Source organism: Arthrobacter sp. SPT-J7 (genome assembly GCF_059089965.1).
The window spans coordinates 100,217-119,451 of the sequence record NZ_JBNHFF010000006.1 but is presented as its reverse complement, the minus strand read 5'-3'; the positions used below and the strand labels follow the sequence as shown (position 1 = coordinate 119,451).

General features: G+C 67.9%; 16 protein-coding genes. 6 read left to right on the top strand and 10 right to left on the bottom strand.

Features of this window, described 5'->3' with window-relative positions; genetic code table 11:
• Positions 1–40 precede the first annotated feature (40 nt).
• A complete protein-coding gene (locus AC5RWX_RS11915; RefSeq protein ID WP_494078189.1) occupies positions 41–1,435 on the bottom strand; it encodes a TIGR01906 family membrane protein in 1,395 nt (464 codons plus the stop codon).
• A 101-nt stretch (positions 1,436–1,536) separates the two neighbouring features.
• Positions 1,537–2,529, bottom strand: a complete 993-nt coding sequence (locus tag AC5RWX_RS11910; RefSeq protein WP_494078190.1) for a stage II sporulation protein M — start codon at positions 2,527–2,529, stop codon at positions 1,537–1,539.
• A 112-nt stretch (positions 2,530–2,641) separates the two neighbouring features.
• Here AC5RWX_RS11910 and AC5RWX_RS11905 point away from each other — a divergent pair, with 112 nt between their 5' ends.
• Positions 2,642–3,445: an RDD family protein gene (locus tag AC5RWX_RS11905; protein WP_493940885.1), complete on the top strand. Its 804-nt coding sequence runs from the start codon at positions 2,642–2,644 to the stop codon at positions 3,443–3,445.
• Positions 3,446–3,514: 69 nt separating this feature from the next.
• Here AC5RWX_RS11905 and AC5RWX_RS11900 read toward each other — a convergent pair whose 3' ends face one another.
• The 4 genes from AC5RWX_RS11900 to AC5RWX_RS11885 all read right to left on the bottom strand — a co-directional run bounded on the left by AC5RWX_RS11900 (position 3,515) and on the right by AC5RWX_RS11885 (position 7,202).
• Positions 3,515–4,759 (bottom strand): L,D-transpeptidase, encoded by a 1,245-nt coding sequence (locus AC5RWX_RS11900; protein ID WP_494078191.1) that lies wholly within the window; start codon positions 4,757–4,759, stop codon positions 3,515–3,517.
• Positions 4,760–4,955: 196 nt separating this feature from the next.
• The gene (gene ahcY / locus AC5RWX_RS11895) at positions 4,956–6,449 is read right to left on the bottom strand and encodes an adenosylhomocysteinase (protein WP_493940883.1); all 1,494 of its coding nucleotides are present in this window, start codon (positions 6,447–6,449) and stop codon (positions 4,956–4,958) included.
• Positions 6,450–6,459: 10 nt separating this feature from the next.
• Entirely contained in the window at positions 6,460–6,681 is a 222-nt protein-coding gene (locus AC5RWX_RS11890) for a Trm112 family protein (protein ID WP_494078192.1), read from the bottom strand.
• A gap of 131 nt (positions 6,682–6,812) precedes the next feature.
• Positions 6,813–7,202, bottom strand: a complete 390-nt coding sequence (locus AC5RWX_RS11885) for a DUF3499 domain-containing protein (protein ID WP_494078193.1) — start codon at positions 7,200–7,202, stop codon at positions 6,813–6,815.
• Positions 7,203–7,369: 167 nt separating this feature from the next.
• Here AC5RWX_RS11885 and AC5RWX_RS11880 point away from each other — a divergent pair, with 167 nt between their 5' ends.
• A complete protein-coding gene (locus AC5RWX_RS11880; RefSeq protein WP_493940880.1) occupies positions 7,370–7,855 on the top strand; it encodes a metallopeptidase family protein in 486 nt (161 codons plus the stop codon).
• Positions 7,856–7,869: 14 nt separating this feature from the next.
• On the opposite strand, the gene AC5RWX_RS11875 is transcribed toward AC5RWX_RS11880, so the two are convergent.
• The 3 genes from AC5RWX_RS11875 to AC5RWX_RS11865 all read right to left on the bottom strand — a co-directional run bounded on the left by AC5RWX_RS11875 (position 7,870) and on the right by AC5RWX_RS11865 (position 14,092).
• Positions 7,870–10,134, bottom strand: coding sequence for a DUF5719 family protein (locus AC5RWX_RS11875; RefSeq protein ID WP_494097470.1), 2,265 nt, complete (start codon positions 10,132–10,134; stop codon positions 7,870–7,872).
• Complete coding sequence (locus AC5RWX_RS11870) at positions 10,131–13,475, bottom strand: glycosyltransferase family 2 protein (RefSeq protein WP_494097501.1); 3,345 nt, start codon at positions 13,473–13,475, stop codon at positions 10,131–10,133. Before AC5RWX_RS11870 ends, AC5RWX_RS11875 begins: the two co-directional genes overlap by 4 nt.
• Before the next feature lie 68 nt (positions 13,476–13,543).
• Positions 13,544–14,092, bottom strand: coding sequence for a WhiB family transcriptional regulator (locus AC5RWX_RS11865; protein ID WP_493940877.1), 549 nt, complete (start codon positions 14,090–14,092; stop codon positions 13,544–13,546).
• Between the two features lie 287 nt (positions 14,093–14,379).
• Here AC5RWX_RS11865 and AC5RWX_RS11860 point away from each other — a divergent pair, with 287 nt between their 5' ends.
• Positions 14,380–15,072, top strand: coding sequence for a TIGR03089 family protein (locus AC5RWX_RS11860; protein WP_494063091.1), 693 nt, complete (start codon positions 14,380–14,382; stop codon positions 15,070–15,072).
• A 55-nt stretch (positions 15,073–15,127) separates the two neighbouring features.
• Here AC5RWX_RS11860 and AC5RWX_RS11855 read toward each other — a convergent pair whose 3' ends face one another.
• Positions 15,128–15,700, bottom strand: coding sequence for a GtrA family protein (locus AC5RWX_RS11855; protein WP_493940268.1), 573 nt, complete (start codon positions 15,698–15,700; stop codon positions 15,128–15,130).
• Between the two features lie 148 nt (positions 15,701–15,848).
• On the opposite strand from AC5RWX_RS11855, the gene AC5RWX_RS11850 reads away from it, so the two are divergent.
• Genes AC5RWX_RS11850 through AC5RWX_RS11840 form a run of 3 tightly spaced genes read left to right on the top strand, consistent with a single transcriptional unit; the run spans position 15,849 to position 19,144 of the window.
• Positions 15,849–17,021, top strand: coding sequence for a 5-(carboxyamino)imidazole ribonucleotide synthase (locus AC5RWX_RS11850; RefSeq protein WP_494078195.1), 1,173 nt, complete (start codon positions 15,849–15,851; stop codon positions 17,019–17,021).
• The gene (gene purE / locus AC5RWX_RS11845; RefSeq protein WP_494063092.1) at positions 17,018–17,545 is read left to right on the top strand and encodes a 5-(carboxyamino)imidazole ribonucleotide mutase; all 528 of its coding nucleotides are present in this window, start codon (positions 17,018–17,020) and stop codon (positions 17,543–17,545) included. Before AC5RWX_RS11850 ends, purE begins: the two co-directional genes overlap by 4 nt.
• Before the next feature lie 3 nt (positions 17,546–17,548).
• On the top strand, positions 17,549–19,144 hold the full coding sequence (locus tag AC5RWX_RS11840) for an LCP family protein (protein ID WP_493944382.1): 1,596 nt from the start codon (positions 17,549–17,551) through the stop codon (positions 19,142–19,144).
• Positions 19,145–19,235 lie beyond the last annotated feature (91 nt).

The following is a 19,235-nucleotide window of genomic DNA, read 5'->3' as shown; positions in this document are numbered from 1 at the left end:
TGGTGGTGCCGGGCGACCGCCTGGGGCCGGGCCCGCAGCCTTACGCCGTCTGGTCCTTCTCCCGGGCGAGCAGCAACTCGTGCCTGCGGCGCTGCTCTTCTACAGCGGCCGCGCTGCGGTTCCGGCGTCCGCGCGTGGGCCAGGTCAGTGCGAGCACCAGCGAGGAGACCATCAGTACCAGCAAGGCAATGACGATTCCGGAGTCCATCCAGAACTGCGCGGGGAAGAGACGGATCAGCGTATCGTCCACGTAGAAGGTCCAGGTACCGTCGGCGAAAAAGATCCGGTGGAAGTCAGTGAAGAATTGCTGCCAGTTGAGCGCTCCCAGGATGCCCAGCACCAGGATCAGGATCAGCGTTGCGGCCGAACCGGCGAACAAGCCGCGCCGGACGCCGCCGTGGTAGCGGCGGGCCAAGTAGACCACGCACACCACGGCCAGGATCAGCATGGCCGCTCCGGCCATCATGGTCGCAAGGAAGACGCCTTTGACGTCGGCCATATGGCTGACCTCAGAGTCCAGGAAGAGGCTGCCGCCATTCGGACCAGCCAAGTCGCCCAGATACCGCGGGCCGGCGAAGTTGAGCAGGTAGTCCACCGCATAGGAACCGTACGTCATCCGGTCATCGGTGCTGAACCCGAAGCTGTCGGCGGGGAAGCCGGGCCGGTGGTATTCGACCCAGAGGAAGAGCGGCGTGGCCACCAGCCGGATGGCCCCGATGATCAACAGCAACGGAAACAGCACGGCGAGCACCACCTGCAGGATGCGCCCCGCCACGGGCTTGGCGTTCACTGCCTCCTCGCGTGCCGTCGTGCGGCGCATGACTTCCGAACGGGGCGGACGGACGGAGAGCGCGGTGGTCGCTGGGTTCGCGTCCTCGCCGCCGGCCGGCGAGGCCACTTCGGTGGGCGACGTCAGTGGTGCGGCCGGCACCGGCTTCCGGGAGGCCGGCACCTCGCTGGCCGTGCCGGTGGTGCTGATATTCGTGGTGTTCGGGCTGGCGGTGCCGGTGGTGCTGATAGTGGTGGTGCCTGGGCTGGCCGTGTCTGCACCCGCCGCGCTTGCGCTGGCCGCCGCAATTCCTGCCGCGTCTGAGCCAGAGCTCCGGGCCTCTCCGCTGGGCGCCCCGTCGGCATGGGTAGCATCCGGTTCGCCTCGGTCAGGGCGCTGCGCAGCAGCCACCGGCGCTGGTTCGGATGCGGCGGTATCGGAAGCAGGGCCGTCCGGCCCCGCCCCACGGCCCTGCCGCACGGCGCTCAGATCCGGCAGCCGGCTGGGCCGCCGCATGGGAAGGGGGTTGGCTCCGTCCCGAAAGCGGCCGTTGGCAGCTGGTACCGGGGGTGCGGGGGCCCGCTCCGGCTCAACACCGGTTTCCTCCACGGGCACTGTCCGGGCTCTGCGTCCGTCTCCGCCGGGATTCGTCTGTTCGACTGCCACGTCCGTCGCCTCTTTCTGTACCGCTGGCCTCTCTGATTATGAGACTACCGCTGGCCGGCGATGCTTCGCGGTTGCCACCCCGGGCGCGGCCTGCCCGGCTTCTAGGCGGTGACTGCGGTCTCGCCGGCGTCGAACCGGCCGAGGTCGCCGCGCTCCCCCGCCAGGTACGCCCGCCGGCCCAGCACCAGCGTGTAAACCCAGTAAGCCGCCAGCACCAGGACGCCGATCCCCAGACGCAGCCAGTCCGGCAGCGGGCTCGGCGTCACAAACCCCTCGACCAGGCCGGAGATGAAGAGCACCAGGACCAGCCCCAGCGCAACGGTGATCAGCGACCGGCCTTCCCGGGCCAGCGATGCCGTGCGGGTCAGTCGCCCGGGCGAGACCCAGGACCAGAAGATCCGCAGGCCGGCCGCGCTGGCGATGAAGATCGCGGTCATTTCCATCAACCCGTGGGGCAGGATGTAGACGAAGAAAACGTCCAACCGATCGTAGGCCGCCATCATGCCGCCGGCCATGCCGACGCCCTGGGCGTTCATGAACAGGATGTACGGCACCCACAGCCCGGAGACGCCGAACGCCACCGCCTGGGCAGCGATCCAGGCGTTGTTCGTCCATACCATCCCGGTGAAGGAGGCATTGGGATTTTCCGAGTAGTAATTGACGAAGTCCTCTTCCACGTACTTCCGGATGTCCTCGTCCGAACCTATTGCCTTGATGACCTCCGGGTTCCCCGCGACCCAGGCGCCGAACAGCCACGCGACCAGAATGAACACGGCGCCGATGATCACGGTCAGCCACCGCAGCCGGTAGAACGCGGCGGGCAAAGACAGCACAAAGAATTCGGCAACGTCCCGGGCGAAATGGGAGCGCGCCCCGGTGAAGCGGGTGCGGGCACGGGAGAGCCGGGTGGAGAGCGCCGCGGACAGCTGGCCTTCAGCCGCCACCGATCGGATCATCGACAGGTGGGTCGACGTCCGCCGGTAGAGCACCAGCAGTTCGTCCGCCTCGGCGCCGGTGAGCCTGCGCTTGGCGCTCAGTTCGTCCAGCCGCTTCCAGTCGTGCTGGTGCACCGCGGTGAAGGCATCGATATCCACACCCATAGCCTATCCGGCGCGCCCCGGGGGCAGCGGTCCGGACGGCCGCCGGCCGGCGCCCGGATCGATAGAGTGGAACCAGGCGGCACAGGCCGCCCGGGAAAGGGGTCCGATGAGCAACGTCATCACCGGCGAGGCGGTAGTGCTGGAGCTGCGGCCGGCGTCATTCGGGGTCCGGGCGCTGAGTTCGATGATCGATGTGCTGGTCAACGTGGTCCTGCTGATAGCCGCCCTTGTGCTGCTGACCGAAACCCTGAATGTCGGCTTCGACGCCGCTGCCGCCCAAGCGCTGGGCATCACGGTGGTGTTGTTCTTTCTGGTGGTCGTCCCTATTGCGGTCGAAACGCTAACCCGCGGCAAGTCGCTCGGCCGCTGGGTCATGGGGCTGCGCATTGTCCGTGACGACGGCGGCGCCATCCGTTTCCGGCATGCGTTCATCCGGGGGCTGCTGGCGGTTTTCGAACTGTACTTGCTGCTCGGTTCGGTGGCGTTCATGGCGGCCCTGTTCAACGACAGGTCCAAACGGCTGGGCGATCTCCTGGCCGGCACCTACAGCATGCGGGAGCGCGTCGGGGTGATGCCGAAGGTCCTGCCGGAAATTCCTCCGCAGCTGGCGCCGTGGGTGAAGCTGGCGGATATGGGGCGGCTGCCGGAACCGCTGGCCCGCAGGATCGTGCAGTTCCTGTCCCAAGCGCCCAAGATGATCCCGGCCTCCCGCGCCAGGCTGGCCACCGCCCTGGCCAATGAGGCCTCGGGCTACGTCTCTCCCCCGCCGCCGGCGGGGACACCGCCGGAACTCTACTTGCTGGCGGTCATGGCCGAACGGCGCGAACGCGACTTTTCCCGGCTGACCCGGCAGCACGAACGGGCCGTCCAGCGCGGCGAACGGCTGCATGCGCTGCCGTTCCAAGACTAGCGCTCCGGATTAGCGCTCCCGGACTAGAAACGCCGGCCTCATCCCTCAGGCGCGGGACCGCCGGACCCGCTACTTCTTGTCCTGGGAAGTCCAGGTCTTCCAGTCCACGTTCCAGTCGCCGAAACCGTCCGTCGGATCCAGGAATCCGCCGTCGGTGTTGCGGATATCCACGATGTCGCCGGTGCGCATCGTTTCGTAGAAGTACCGTGCGCCGGCCTCGGACATGCCCACGCAGCCGTGCGATATGTTCCGGACTCCCAGCGCCGAGGGGTCCAGCGCGGTGTGGACGAATTCGCCGCTGTTGCTCAGCCTGCTGGCGTACTTGGCGTTGAACGGCTCGTACCAGTCGGGGTCACCGGGCTTGAGCCCGATGCTGCGCGGGTTGAACGGCAGCGACTTGTGCATGTCCATGATCGGGTGGATTCCCTTGCTGGACGGCCAATTGGGGTCGCCCAGAGTGACCGGGAAAGTCTGGGTCAACTGGCCGCCCACATAGATCTTCATGGTCTTGGTCTTGTTGTCGACGATGGCCCGGCGGTCATCAAGGATGTTGACCGTGATCTTCTCATCGTTCATGCCGATCATCTTGTTGCCGAACTCCACGCCGAAGAGCTTCATGTCCACGGTGACCGTGCTGTTGGGTGCCCAGTATTTTGCCGCCCGGTAACGGGCCTTGGTGTCCGAGTACCAGTAGAACTCGCCCTTTTGTCCGGCGGAGGTGGTGATCTTGATGGCCTCCTCCACGTTCTTTTTGTTCAGCACGGGCTCGCTGAAGTTGAACTCCAGCGGCTGCGCGATGCCCACGTGCTGTCCGTCCAGCGGGTACATCCAGCCGTCGGCCTGGTTGGGTGCCAGCACCGTCGTGAAGCTCTGTTGCTTGACCGTCTCGGCGCCAACGCTGTCCACGAGCGTGTAGCTGAAGTCGTACTTGGTCAGAAAGTCCAGCCGTTCAGTGGCTTTCCAGACGCTGCCGTCGGCGGACAGTTCGCCGGCAACCGGTTTCCCGCCCTTTGCAGGTGCCAGCAGCACGTCTTTGATGGAGGCGTTCTTGGCGGTGATGGTGGCGACGGTGGCCGGGTTGACCTCCACGGCTTTGTCCTTCGGGGAGACACCGACCGACATGGCCTTGGCGATCGGTTCCGAGAATCCCGGGCGTTCGGCGGGCGCAACGGCCAGCATGCGTCCGAGCTGCGACGCAAAGGTGGGCGACGCCACGGTGGCTGCGGTGACGGCTGCCGCGGCAGCCACCAGCACGCCGATGATGCACAGCAGCGCAATCTTCAAACCCTTGCGCTTCTTTTTTTCCTCAGTCATCCCCAACCCAAACTCGAGACCTCACGGCATGGTGCGCGCCGCCCGGGCCCAGCGGCCCTGCTTCCATGGTAGGTCGCGAGGCGGCCCGCGCCCGGCCATTGCGCGGCGCGGCCGTCCAACAAATCGGTAACCATCCCGGAGACGACGGCGGCGATGGGCACCCAAGGTGCCCATCGCCGTCGTCGTGAGTGCGGGATCAGTAGCGGTAGTGGTCCGGCTTGTACGGGCCGGCCACGTCCACGCCCAGGTACTCGGCCTGTTCCTTGCTCAGTTCGGTGAGTTCAACGCCGAGTGCGTCTAGATGCAGCCGGGCGACCTTCTCATCCAGTACCTTCGGCAGCACGTAGACCTGGTTCGCGTACTCGGGCTCCCCGGTGGGCGATCCCTCAGCCGGCTTGCCGTGCTTCGTGAACAGCTCAATCTGTGCAATCGTCTGGTTGGCGAAGGAGTTGCTCATAACAAAGGACGGGTGGCCGGTGGCGTTGCCCAGGTTCAGCAGCCGGCCCTCGGACAGCACAATGATGGAGCGTTCGGCGTCGGTGCCGGCATCGAAGACCCACTCGTGGACCTGCGGCTTGATCTCCACCTTCTGCACGCCCGCGACCTGGGCCAGCCCGGCCATGTCGATTTCGTTGTCGAAGTGGCCGATGTTGCCCACGATGGCCTTGTCGCGCATCTTCACCATGTCAGCGGCCATGATGACGTCCTTGTTGCCGGTGGTGGTGATGAAGATGTGGCCCTCGCCCACCACCTTGTCCAAGGTGGTGACCTGGTAGCCGTCCATGGCTGCCTGCAGCGCGCAGATCGGGTCCACCTCGGTCACCACCACGCGGGCGCCCTGGCCGCGCAGCGCCTCGGCTGCGCCCTTGCCGACGTCGCCGTAGCCGCACACAACCGCCGTCTTGCCGCCCATCAGCACATCCGTGGCCCGGTTGATCCCGTCCGGCAAGGAGTGGCGGATGCCGTACTTGTTGTCGAACTTCGACTTGGTGACGGCATCGTTGACATTGATGGCCGGGAACAGCAGCTGGCCCTGCTCCGCCAGCTGGTAGAGGCGGTGTACGCCGGTGGTGGTTTCTTCCGTGACGCCGCGGATGCCGGCGGCCACCCGGGTGAACTTCTGCGGGTCCTTGGCCAGCGAAGCGCGCAGCACGTCCAGGATGATGCTGTACTCATGCGGGTCCTCGGCGGAGGCCGACGGCACCGCGCCTGCGGCCTCGAATTCCACTCCCTTGTGCAGCAGCAGCGTGGCGTCGCCGCCGTCGTCCAGGATCATGTTTGGTCCCAGCTCGGGGTTTTCATCGGCGCCGGGCCAGGTCAGGATCTGCTCGGCCGTCCACCAGTATTCTTCGAGCGTTTCACCCTTCCAGGCGAAGACCGGCACGCCCTGCGGGTCCTCCGGTGTGCCCCGGCCGACGACGACGGCGGCGGCGGCCTCGTCCTGGGTGGAGAAGATGTTGCAGGATGCCCAGCGGACCTCGGCGCCGAGTGCGGTCAGGGTTTCGATCAGCACCGCCGTCTGCACGGTCATGTGCAGCGAACCGGCGATTCTGGCGCCGGCCAGCGGTTGGGTCGCGCCAAACTCCTCGCGCAGTGCCATCAGGCCCGGCATTTCGTGCTCCGCCAAGCGGATCTGGTGTCGGCCGGCAGCCGCCAGCGAGAGGTCCTTGACCTTGTAATCAATCGTCACAGTCATGCTCCTAAGCGTTGTCAGCGGGGCCGTCGAGGGTTGAATCGGACGCATCGGCGCCGGCGGCGGCCTGCGGCAACAGCACCGGGATGCCATCTTCGATCGGGTAGTGCAGCCGGTCACCCGCGGCGGTGCGGCCGGTCGATACCAGCTCGCCACCCTCCTGAACCAGGGATGAACCGGTCTCCGGGCAGCGCAGGACCGCCAGCAGTTCGGGTGTCAGATGTGCCATGCGAATGTTGTCCTTCGGTCTGGAAGCGGCTTCGGCTGCGCCGGCGTCCGGTGGACGGCGGGGCGGGGCCTCGCAGCGGACAGCGTGCGTGTTGCGGGGAATGCGGGCTGCCCGCTTCCCAGCGTATCGTCCTACGGTTGTCCGCGCAGAATGCGCAGATGCCCGCGCCGGGTGCCGGCAGCGCCAGCCGGGGGCTCCAGCGGCTCACGCTGCCCGCGCGGCAGCGGCAGATCATCAGCGCTCTCCGGGGTGCGGGCGGCTTCGCGGACTGCGTCGGCCAAGGCCAGCAGATCGTCGGTGTTCGGGGCCGGTGCCTGCGTGGGCAGCGCCAGCCGCATGACTTCCCAGCCGCGGGGCACCGTCAGCCGCTCGGCGTGCTCGGCGCACAGGTCGTAACAGTGCGGCTCGGCGTAGGTTGCCAGCGGGCCCAGCACGGCCGTGGAATCTGCATACACGTACGTCAAAGTAGCGATGGCCGACCGCTGACAGGCCGAGCGCGAACATTGACGAATGGATCCCACGAGAAAGAATCCTACTCCGGGCCGCTCGTCTTCCGCGGCACCGGCGCGGACAGGGACGGAAAGATTAGGTCACAATCGGGCCTCTGCGGGGCGCTGCCGCCGCGGTTGCCCCGGCCCTCTGTGGACAGCCAGTGCCGATTTCGCGCTGCCGGGCTTAAAGTCGGTATATGGAGAACGGACCATCACTGACTGTTTCGCTGGGCGGCGACGGCGGTGGCTGGCGCCGTCCGTTCGCCGCACGACGCCGGAACCGCCGCGGCCGCGGGCTGCGCGGCGATCTGCTGCCCGCCCACCTGCCCGGCCATTTAACCCGGCCCGAGCAATTCGAGCAGTGGGTTTCCGAGTCTGCCGAGCGGCTGGAGTACTTTTGGGGCGAACGGATCGAAGCAGCCCACTTCGTGGTCGAGGACATCCCGCCGCATCTCGAGGAGCTCCTGGCGCGCGGGCAGGCCGCGCCGCTGGGCAGCTTCACACCGGCCGCTCCGGGCCGTCCGGCCGTGGTGACCGTGTTCCGGCATCCGGTGCAGATGGCAGCCCGGCTGCGGGCCGAACTGCCGGAGCTCATCCACGACGTGGTGGTGGAGCAGACTGCGCAGTTGCTGAACATGGCGCCCGAAGCCGTGGACCCGGGGTACGGCCGGACCCGCCCCTGACCAACGGTCGTGGGTCAGTACCCTATATTGACCGGTACAGCGTTCTGGGCCTGCGTACCGGCTGGCACGGGCAGGACCGCAACGTCGGCCGAGTTGCCGTTGGTCAGCACTTGGGCACCGTAGACTGCGTCGCCCGACGCGCTAATCAACAATGCCGCAGGATCGGCGTCGTTGGCCTTGGGGTTATGTGTCACGGTGGTTCCGGCCGGAACATCTACCGTCTGCTTCTTTCCCAGCCGGCCTTCCAGATCCACCTGGGTGATTTCCAACTGGGCCGCGCCGGCCGGCGCGCTGAAAGCCATCCGGGAGCTGATTCCTCCCGGGACGACGGCCAGGTGGTTACTGCCGAGCCGGCCGGTGGCCGGTGCCCAGCCGAAGTCCACTGGCGCACCTTTCTCGGTAGCCCTGCTGACGCGTGCGGCGGCAGCGATGGAGACATCGGCGCTGACTTCGACGGAATATGTGCCGGCTGGCAGGGATTCGAGCGGAACACTGGTAATGCTGCCGGCGGCCGCAGTGATGACGCCGCCGCCCGGGAGGCTGACCGGTCCGTCCGCGCCAAATACCCGCACTTCAAGGACCGCATCGGTCACGCCCGGAACCACCACCTCCAGCGCCGGCGCAGCGTTCTGGTAGCCGTCCTGTTTGCGGATTTTCCGCGCGAGCTTGTCATCTTGGACGGTGATGCCCGTGACCAGCTGGCGCGTCCCGGCCGGAGCCGAAGCTTGCAGTAGTTCGACGCCTCCCGGCGTCAGCTGGCGAAGGACGCTTTGTTGGATGAATCCGGTCACCGGGCCGCCGGAGGACTGGACGCGCACGGCCAGTGATTCCTGGTTTGCGGCCAAGCCGGCCAGCACGATGGAGCGGGATTCGCCCGGTGCAACCAGCAACCCCCGAGTGCCGGCAGCCTGGAGCTGTCCTTCACCGGACAGCAGTTCCAAGTCCACCGAGGACGGGGTTTCGGAACTGTTGTGCAGCTTCAGCACGGACGTGGTGCCCACGGTGGTGGAGGCACCCAGTAACCAGAAATCGTTGCCCGGTGCCATGCAGTTGGCCGCCGCCAGGCCCCGCAGGTCGCCGTCGGACGCACGGTAGGTCATCGCGGCACCGGCCACCGCGGTGGTCTCCCCCACCGGGTCGGCCCGCAGCACCGTTGGAGCGGACAGCTGCTGCCCGGGCACCACGGATGCGACCAGCTTGGTTTCGCCGGAGGATTCCGCCGTCGGCTCGGCGATGCGCTTGAGCGGAGTGTCCTCGCCGAGCTCGGTCAGCTCGCTGCCGGGGACGTTGCCGCTCAGGTCGCTGAGCACCAGGGCCCGGGCCCTGGTCTGGGCGGTGGTGGAGACGGGGCTGAATTGCGGATCGGTGGCTTCGGCGGCCAAATCCAGCAACCGCAGCGGCTCCGGGCAGACAGCGGTGTAGTCGCCGGCCGGGACCGCGGCGGAGACGGGCGGAAGTTCGGCGGCGGCGCCCTGCCCGTCTGCCAGACTGCCGGCCGCTACCGCCGCGCCGGTCAGCAGCACTATCCCGGCTCCGGCGATGGCGCCCAGGGTCCGCCGCCCGCCACGTGCGCCGGATCCGGCGGTACGGCCCGACCGTGCCTGCGATTTGCCCGCGGCGGCATCGCGGGCGCGGTCCCGCCGCTCGGCGCGCCGGGCAGCCTTGCGGTCGACCGGCTGCACGGCCTCGGTTGCGGTCGGTTGAGCAGGCTCGGCGGTGGCCGGTTGGACTGGGCCGGCAGCGGTTGGTTGAGCCGGCTCGGCTGCGCTTGGGTTGATCGGATCGGCAGCAGTTGGGGCTGGCCCGTCTGCTTCCGACTGGGCCGGCTCGGCAGCGGCTGGTTGAGCCGGCGCGGCAGCAGTTGGGGCTGGCCCGTCTGCCTCCGACTGGGCCGGCTCGGCAGCGGCCGGTTGAGCCAGCGCGGCAGCAGTTGGGGCTGGCCCGTCTGCCTCCGACTGGGCCGGCTCGGCAGCGGCCGGTTGAGCCGGCGCGGCAGCAGTTGGGGCTGGCCCGTCTGCCTCCGACTGGGCCGGCTCGGCAGCGGCCGGTTGAGCCGGCTCGGCTGCGGTCGGTTGGGCCGGGTCGGCTGCGGTCGGTTGGGCCGGCTCGGCTGCCTCCGACTGGGCCGGCTCGGCAGCGTCCTCGACGTCGGCCGGCCGGAGAGCCGCTGCCTCCTGAGGTGGCGCCACGGCGCCATCGGCTGCCCCGGCAGCGGCTGCTGCCCCGGCCCCCGCATCTGTTGCCTCCGGCTGGTCGCCGCGGCCACCCGTTTCGGTCATCGTTGCTGTCCTTTTCCGGCCAAGGCGGCGATGGCGCCGTCGTCCGGGTCTTCGAAAGCTGCACGTTGCAGTTCAGCAGTGCTGGCATCGGCCCCGGTGGTCTTGATGTGGTCGATTCGGCGCGGCACGAACCGCCGGCGTGCCGGGATCGGGATGGCCAGCAGGACGGTCAGCCCGATGGCGATTATCTGCAGGATACCAATCCACGGCGACCACGGGCTGGCATAGCCAATCTTCACGGTCCCGGCCGCGGCGGGGACCTCGAAGGCTTGAGCCCAGCCGTCCTCCGACGGCTCCAGCCGCTGCCCGTTCAAGGTTGCAGTCCAGCCCGGATCCTTGCGCTCGGCCAGGATCAGCCGTCGTCCGGACTCGCCGGCGGGAATCTCGCCGCCCGCCGCGGTCCAGCCGGACGGCACCGTTTGAAGCAGTTTGTCGTTGGCATCCACTAAACGCACCCGGGCCGTCAGCGCGCCAGCCTCTGTGCCGTCCTTGCCCGTCGTACTGACAACACGCCAGAGCCATCCGGCATCGGTGCGTCCCACGGAAGTCAGCCCGGGAACGGCATCGATGCGGCCGGCCAGCAGTTCGGCCGCCGTGTCGGATTCCTGCAGCACCACGAAGTCAACGCCGAGGCGTACCAGCGAGGACCGCGGGTCCACACCGGTGCCCGCCACGATGACGGCCACCGTGTTGCGCAGTTCGGCGTCGGCATCGTCGTCGGCACTTACTTCGGCCTCGGTCAGGGGACCGTCCAGGGACCTTGCCGCATAGATGGTGGAGAGCTGGTCGAGCGTAGTGCCGCTGCCGTGCATCACTGCCGCGGTCACGGTGCCGCCGGTCCCCGCGGTCAACACCAGCGCGCGCGCCTGCTCCGGCCCGGTTCCCCGATCAGCGGCCGTGGCCGGGAGCGTGCGGTCGGCCCCGGGGGCTATGAACATCTGCGTGCCGAAATCGGTCAGCGTACGGGCCTCGGTCGAGGCCGTGTAGCCGGTGAACTGGGGCACCAGCCAGTGCGCCAGGCCCACCACCGGACCCAGGCCCAGGAGCACGACGGCGGCCACCGCCACCGTGCGCCGCTGGCCGCTCCGCGACCGGCCCCACGAGTCCATTCCCAGCTGCATTCGGTTTCCGGCGATCAAGGCCGCGCCCAGCAGCAGGAACATGGCCACCGAGACAAAGGGACCCGTAAACGGTGTGACCACGGCTTCGGGCGCCACCGCGGTGGCCAGCATGGACGAGCCGTACGAAGCCGCCAGCGCCAGGAAGGCGCCGAGCCAGAGCAGTCGTGCGCGGGCGGCTCCGTCGCCCCCGATCGCGCCGGCCACGGCCAGCGCGAGCATCGGCACGGCCGCGACGAGCGCGTAGACCAGCGCCCATGGCCCGTGGGCCAGCTCTTCCAGCAGTCCGGCTCCGGCGAGTCCGTCGGCGGGGCCGAAGGCCAGCGGGAAACCCATCAGTTGCTGCCAGAGCGGGGCCGCGTCGAAGGCCAGCGGCAGGCCGGGGTCGCCCAACAGCGCACGCGGTTCGTTCAGGGCGGCAATAACCATGGGCAGGGCGAGCGCCAACGGCGGGACCAGCGACCACCAGACGGTCTTGGCCCGGCGGCCCAACGAGAGCACAAGGATGGCAACGAAGACAACGGCCACCGGCAGCAACGCCGGCGCCGACGCGGTGATGCCGGCAAGGCAGAGTCCGGCCGCTGCCGCCGCGGTCCATGAGGGATTCCCATTGATGCCCGGCTTGTGCACGGTCTCGTGCGGCAGCAGCGGGCGGTTGGCATCGACGCGCTGGACGGCCGAGCCGGTGGCGCGCAACAGGCCGAGCACGGCCCAGGGGATCAGCAAATGGGCAATCAGCGCACCGAGGCGTCCGGTACCCAGAGCGACTTGGAACGCGGGCACGCTCGCCCAAAAAATGGCGGCCCAAAAACGCAGGCCGCGCCGCTGCGTGAGGGCTCCGGCAGCGAACCAAGCCCCGGCAGCGGCCAGCGGCATGGCGAGCAGGATCAAGGTCACGACGGCGGCGGAGCCGTTCCCCAAGCCCAGCAAAGCCATGACTGCCAGCACGTAGCCGAAGGGGTCGCCGTGCCCGGGCATCCCCGAGCCGAGCGAGATCCACCAGCTGGCCGCGTTGTGCCAGATCTCGGCGACGGTCGCCGAGACGGGCAACAGGCCGCCGCCGACCAGCGCGGGTGCCCCGAAGAAGTCGAACATGCCCACCGCGGACACGATGGCCAGCACGACGGCGGCAACCACCAGTCCGGTACCGACCCAGGTCCGCGCGGGTGCCGCCAGCGCGGCAAAGTCATCCGAACCGCCGGTGGGCTGGTCGCTGCTGCCGGCATCGGTGCCGGACCCGTCCCCCACCACGCCAGCGGCAAGTTCGGGGCGGAGGGACTCAGCGAGCGACCGCCGGTAGGCCCAGACCTCGCGCTGCGGCACCATCAGCGGGCGCACGATCCCCCGCGACGTCCTCCGGCTCCTGGCTGCCTGCCGCCGGGACGCGAAGTAGCCGACCGGGCGGAAGAGGGCCACGAGGGTGGCACCGAGCTGGCGCAGCCCGTGCATCGGATCCTTGGCCACCACCGATGCCAAGAAACTGTAGAGCCCGCCCAGCAAAGCGCCGACCCACAAGAATGGCACCTTCCACCATGCGGCATGCTTGAGCCGCAAATAGATTTGTGCCTTGCGGGCTGCCTTGGCGGTGGTGTGGTCACTGGCGCGGGTGGCGTGGCGGACTGTCGCAGTCGGCACGACCACTACCCGGTGCCCGGCCAGCCGGTTCCGCCAGCACAGGTCCAGGTCATCGCCCGTCCCGGGCAGGGCTGAGTCGAACCCACCCAGTTGGTCGAAGACGTCGCGGCGCACCAGCATTCCGGCGGAGTTGACGGCGAAGAAGTCGCTGCGCCCGTTGTACTGGCCCTGGTCCAGCTCATCCAGGTCGATCATGGTCAGCCGTTCGCCCCAGCGGCTGACGGTCAGGCCGACGTCGACCAACCGGCGCGGGTTGTCCCAGTCCACCTGCTTGCAGCCGGCGATGGTGACCGACGGTGCCGTTTCAACGGCGAGCAGCAGTTCCTCCAGGGCATCCGGTGTCGGCGCGGAATCATCGTGCAGCAGCCACAGCCACTCTTGCGCCGCAGGGCCTTCTCCGGAGTGCTTGGGCAGCTCGGCCAGCCCCACCCGGACCGCCGCACCGAATCCGGCGCGGCCGGATGCCGACGTGACAGGGGTCCCGGCGGGCAGATGGGTGCGCAGCAGATCAGCGGACGCGTCGGACGATCCGGTGTCGACGCCAAGATAGGCATCGGCGGGCCGAGTCTGCTGAGTCAGCGCGGCCAGGGTCTGCGGTAGGTAGGACGCGCCGTTGTGGGCAACAACAACGGCGGTGACGCGAACGTGCTGCTGAATTAGAGCGCTCTTTTCCGTAGCCGGCGGCGCTCGCGCTCCGAGAGCCCTCCCCAGATGCCGAACCGCTCGTCATTGGCCAGCGCGTACTCCAGGCACTGCGAGCGCACCGTGCACGCCCCGCAGACCTTTTTGGCATCGCGGGTAGAGCCGCCCTTCTCAGGGAAGAATGCCTCCGGATCCGTCTGGGCGCAGAGGGCATCGGCCTGCCAGCCCAGTTCGCCCTCATCCTCGTAGCCGGTCCCGAAGCCAGGTAATCCGATCCACAGCGGCTTCTGCGCGGGTTCGGCCTCCGCAGGTTCCCGCAGCAGCCGCGGAGCGGTCAGCTCCAGCACCTCGGCTTCGGGCTCTTCCGCCAGCGCTTCGTGTGCCGCCAGGAACGCGGTAGCCGCGTCCTCCAGAGTCTGTTGGCTGGATTCGCGGAAGCGCTCTGCCGCCGCCGGATCAGCCGGATCCACATACCAATCTGCCGGTACGCCGCGCGTTCCCTGCGATGCCGAAGCCTGTGCCTCTAGCTCTCGCCGGTGCGCAATACGTTCTGCCTGCCCCATCAGCCCTCCCGGTGTTGCTGTACCAGCATGGTGCTAAGTTCGACTCCAGTGCTGGATCTCAGCGCCGAATACGAGAATGCTGTTACACGTTTAATAACCTAATTACACGGGTGTAATCCGGTCCAAGTCAAGTGCCGGCGGGAATCTTAGAGACAGACGGGCCCAAAACCGGGCACGCCACGCGAAGATTTTGCCGGCGTGACATACGCCACACCCGCGACGGCTAACGACAACCCGGCCACCGCCGCACCGCGGCAGGTGTCTGCCACCCGCACCGAAGGAACACCGTGAACCCTACCGCCACCATCACCGACCTGCTAGCCCGGCTGCGCCCCGACTCCTCGCCCTGCCTGGTCTGGTACGGACCGGAGGGAGAACGGGTCGAGTTGTCCGGCCGCGTGATGGACAACTGGGTAGCCAAAACCGCCAACTTGCTGGCCGAGGAGCTGGACGCCGGCGAAGGAACAACCGTGGGCCTGCGGATGGAGCCGCACTGGCGGTCGCTGGTCTGGGTGCTGGCGGCGTGGCAGGCCGGCGCTACCGTCCGGCTTGACTCGGCAGAACCTGCCCCCGACGTGCTGGTCTCAGCCGATCCCGATCAGTTGACCGGCGACAGCACGCACCAGGTGCTGGTGGCCCCGGGGGCACTTCAGCTGAGCTGGCCCGGGGAATTGCCGGACGGCGTCTTGGACTACGCGGCGGAAGTCCGGTCCTATGCTGACGTCTACCTGGGGTTGGATGTTTTGGCCGCTGACGGCCGGGCGTTGCAGTACGACGACGGAGACCTCACCTTCGCCCAACTGCTCGGCCGACCGGCGCCGGCCCGGGTCCTGCTGGTTCCGGCGCAGACCGCCTGGCCCGAGGTGCTGCGCGAGGCCCTGGCGACATGGCAGGGCGGCGGCACCGTGGTGCTGGTGCATGCAGGCGTGGCAGTGACCCAGCGCTTGTTGGACAGCGAACGCGTCAGCGCCCAACTCTGAGACCCGCCGGCCGGCTGGCCGCCTGGCTACGGGACGTGGCAGCTCCTCGCGCCGCCTAGCTCCTCGTGGGGCCGGACGCCTGCGGCCCGTCCATTTCGGGCGTGTCCGACGCCCGCGTGGTCGCCACATGCTGGCCGTGGTGGCTTTCGAAGATTTCGTGGTCGTCGGCGAACTCCGGCTCGGCGTCCAGTTCCGCGTTGAACACCAGGAAGCGGTAGGCAAAAAACCGCATCACAGTAGCCAGGACCGTACCGAAGATGCCGGCGAACAGCAGCATGGTGGGTTCGGTGATTTCCAGCGGGTACCGGACAATCCAGACGCAGCCAGCCGAAATAATCATGCCGATGACGTTGATCACGACGAAGAGCACGAGTTCGCGCAGCACGTTCGCTTGGCGGCGGTGGCGGAACGTCCAATAGCGGTTGGCCACCCAGGAGAACAGGGTCGCCACGGAGGCGGAAACAAACCGCGCCTTCACCACGCTGTCGTCCATCGGCCCGTTGATCAGCCACCAATACACGCCGTTGTCCACGATGAAGGCGATCCCGCCGACCGTGCCGAACTTCGCTACTTCCCGCCAAAAAAGGGAGACGAGGCCGCTGATGCGCTCGGAAATAGTTCGATTCATGATCGAAGGAAAAGCCCTTTCGTTCTGACGCCGGAATGGTGCCGGCCAACGCATCATTGTATTGCCCCAGACTGGACGTTACCTAGGACATCCCGGCGCGGGGGTGGGCAATGCAGGTCTGCCAGAGTCGGTTCGGTAACCTGACAAGGTGAGTTTTCCAGTAATCGGTGTAGTAGGCGGCGGCCAACTCGCCCGGATGATGGCCCCCTGTGCAGTGGAACTCGGCTTTGAACTGCGTGTTCTGGCCGAAGCCGACGATGTCTCGGCGGTTTCCGCCGTCGCCAAGGCACCGGTCGGTGACTACCGCGACCTGCAGACGCTGCGCGACTTCGCCCAGGGCCTGGACGTGCTGACGTTCGACCACGAGCACGTTCCCACTCAACACCTTCAGGCCCTGATTGCCGACGGCGTGAACGTGCAGCCGCATCCGGACGCCCTGATCCACGCGCAGGACAAGCTGGTCATGCGCGAGGTGGTGGACAAGCTGGGGCTGCCGAACCCAACCTGGGCCTCCGTCTCCACCGTCGACGAGCTCGTGGCCTTCGGCGAGCAGACCGGCTGGCCGGTGGTCCTCAAGACGCCGCGGGGAGGCTACGACGGCAAGGGCGTGCGGATCATCCAGGACGCCTCCGCGGCCGCCGACGCCGCCGACTGGTTCACCGGCGGCGCGCTGCTGGTCGAAGAGAAAGTCGACTTCAGCCGGGAGCTGTCGGCGCTGGTGGCCCGGACGCCGTCCGGCGAAGCCCGGGCCTGGCCGGTGGCCCACACCATCCAAGTGGACGGGGTCTGCGACGAAGTGATCGCCCCCGCCCAGGACCTGCCCGCAGAAGTCGCCGCAGCCGCCCAGCAGGCCGCCCTGCAGCTCGCCGACGAGCTCGGCGTGACCGGCGTCATGGCAGCCGAATTATTCGCCACGCCTGGCCGCGGCGCCGGCTTCGTGATCAACGAACTGGCCATGCGCCCCCACAACACCGGCCATTGGACCCAGGACGGCTCTGCCACCAGCCAGTTCGAACAGCATCTGCGCGCGGTCTTGGACCTCCCGCTGGGTGATACCTCGGTGCTCGGCGGCGTCGTCGTGATGAAGAACTATCTGGGCGGCGCCAATACGGATTTGTTCTCGGCTTACCCGCGCGCGCTGGCGGCCGAGCCCGCGGTCAAGGTCCATGGTTACGGCAAGTCGGTCCGTCCGGGCCGCAAGATCGGCCATGTTAACGTGGTGGGCCGGGACGCGTCCCAGGTGGAGGACTTGCGCCGGCGCGCGGATCGTGTCGCCTCGATCATCCGTGACGGTGTGGACCCCCAGGAAGGCAAGCCATGAGCCAAAAGCCGATAGTCGGCGTCGTGATGGGTTCCGATTCCGATTGGCCCGTGATGGAGGCCGCCGCGCAGGCGCTGGAAGAATTCGGCATCCCGTATGAGGCGGACGTCGTCTCCGCGCACCGGATGCCGGAAGACATGATCAGCTACGGCAAGGAAGCCCATACCCGGGGACTGCGCATCATCATCGCCGGCGCCGGCGGTGCCGCGCATCTGCCCGGCATGCTCGCCTCGGTGACTCCGCTTCCCGTGATCGGCGTGCCGGTGCCGTTGAAGTACTTGGACGGCATGGATTCCCTGCTTTCCATCGTCCAGATGCCGGCCGGCGTTCCGGTGGCAACCGTGTCCGTCGGCGGAGCCCGCAATGCGGGGCTGCTGGCCGTGCGCATGCTGGCAGCCGGCGGCGATACGCTGGCCGAGCAGCTGCAGCCTGCCCTGCTGGAGTTCGCCACCGGCCTGCGGCAGGCCGCCTATGACAAGGGAGCCGCCCTGCGCGAACGCGTCACCGGCTCCGGCGAGGCCTAGCCAGTGAGTCCCCAGCCGACCACCCGGCCGTCCGGCGCGTCGGCGCGCGGAATAACGGACCCAGTCCGCTATCCGCAGCACGCCTCGGCGCCCGTGCGGACCAAGCGTGCCTTCGTCCTGCTGCTGCTGACCTTGGTCATCCCCGGCAGTGCGCAATTGGTGGCCGGGGACCGTGCGCTGGGCCGCCGCGCACTGGCGGTCACGCTCCTGGTGTGGGCAGCTATCCTGGCGGCAGGCATCGTGGCGTTGGTTGACTGGCCGCTGCTGGTGAACCTGGCCACCGGCCGCTGGAGCTCGCTGGTACTGGTCGTGGTGCTGGCAGCACTGGCACTGTTCTGGGCCTTTTTGTTCCTGAATACGTTGCGGATCATCAGGCCCAACCTGCTGGCCCCGGGAGCCAAGCCCGCGGTGGCCGTGGCACTGGCCGCACTGATGGTGGTCACCAGCGGCAGCCTCGGCTACGCCGCCTATCTGCTCAACGTGAGCCGCAATGCCTTCGGCAACATCTTCGAAACACGGCCAGCGTTCGACCCGGTCGACGGCCGCTACAACTTCTTGCTGATGGGCGGCGACGCCGGCGCGGGACGGGTCGGGCTGCGCCCGGACAGCATCCAGGTGGTCAGCGTGAACGCGGAGACCGGCCACACCGTGATGTTCGGCATTCCGCGCAACTTCCAAAACGCTCCGTTCCCGGCCGACTCTCCCATGCACGAGGTCTATCCGGAAGGCTTCAACTGCGGCGACGAGTGCATCATCAACGCCCTGTACGTGGACGTGGAGCAAAATCATGCCGACCGCTACCCGGACGCCAAGAATCCGGGAGCGGAAGCCATGAAGGACGCCGTCAGCGGCATTTTGGGCATCGAGATCCAGGCGTACGCCCTGGTGGACATGGGCGGCTTCGAGTCCCTGGTGGACGCGATGGGCGGCATCACCGTGGACGCCGGCGGCTGGGTGCCCATCTCCAACAGGACCATTCCGGGAACCAACCAGCATTACCCGCCCAAGGGCTGGATTGCCCCGGGCGTCCAAAAACTCGACGGCTACCACGCACTCTGGTACGCCCGCTCCCGCGAATTCGCCACCGACTACGACCGCGTCCAGCGCCAGCAGTGCGTCATGTCCGCCATGGTCAACCAGCTGGACCCGGGCACCGTGCTGACTCGTTTCCAGCAGTTGGCCGAAGCGGGCGAGCAGGTGGTGGAAACAGACATCCCCAGTTCCCAGCTGGGCAGCTTCGTCTCGCTGGCGCTGAAAGCCAAGGATCAGAAGACGGATCGGCTGACCATCGGGCCGCCGGACTTCGGCACGGCGGCGGACAACTTCGTCACGTACCCGGACTTCTCCGTGATCCACGCGCGGGTTCAGAAGATGTTCAGTCAGGAACAGGAGACTGAAAAGAACGCCTCCAAGAACGACGGCGGAGGCTCCGGAAGCGGAGCCAAGAAGCCGAAGAAGTCCACAACGAAACCGGCGGAGACGCCGGCCGCGGCGACTCCTCAGATCACCGAGGAATACCTCCAGCAGCTGGCGGAGATCGGCGACACCGATACGCTCGGTTCCCTGCTGGCCGACAACGGCAAGTGCTCGCTGCCCTGATTCGTTATTCCGGCGAGGCCGGGTGCTGCTGGACGGGTTGGCCGGGCGGGCAGGCGGGCCGCACCAGGTTGTTCTGGCAGGATCATTTGTT

Excerpts from the sequence above, each read along its gene's own strand:
- AC5RWX_RS11900 (WP_494078191.1), bottom strand. The coding sequence starts at position 4,759 with ATGACTGAGGAAAAAAAGAAGCGCAAGGGTTTGAAGATTGCGCTGCTG.
- purE (WP_494063092.1), top strand. The coding sequence starts at position 17,018 with ATGAGCCAAAAGCCGATAGTCGGCGTCGTGATGGGTTCCGATTCCGAT.
- AC5RWX_RS11865 (WP_493940877.1), bottom strand. The coding sequence starts at position 14,092 with ATGGGGCAGGCAGAACGTATTGCGCACCGGCGAGAGCTAGAGGCACAG.
- AC5RWX_RS11880 (WP_493940880.1), top strand. The coding sequence starts at position 7,370 with ATGGAGAACGGACCATCACTGACTGTTTCGCTGGGCGGCGACGGCGGT.
- AC5RWX_RS11875 (WP_494097470.1), bottom strand. The coding sequence starts at position 10,134 with ATGACCGAAACGGGTGGCCGCGGCGACCAGCCGGAGGCAACAGATGCG.
- AC5RWX_RS11905 (WP_493940885.1), top strand. The coding sequence starts at position 2,642 with ATGAGCAACGTCATCACCGGCGAGGCGGTAGTGCTGGAGCTGCGGCCG.
- AC5RWX_RS11890 (WP_494078192.1), bottom strand. The coding sequence starts at position 6,681 with ATGGCACATCTGACACCCGAACTGCTGGCGGTCCTGCGCTGCCCGGAG.
- AC5RWX_RS11855 (WP_493940268.1), bottom strand. The coding sequence starts at position 15,700 with ATGAATCGAACTATTTCCGAGCGCATCAGCGGCCTCGTCTCCCTTTTT.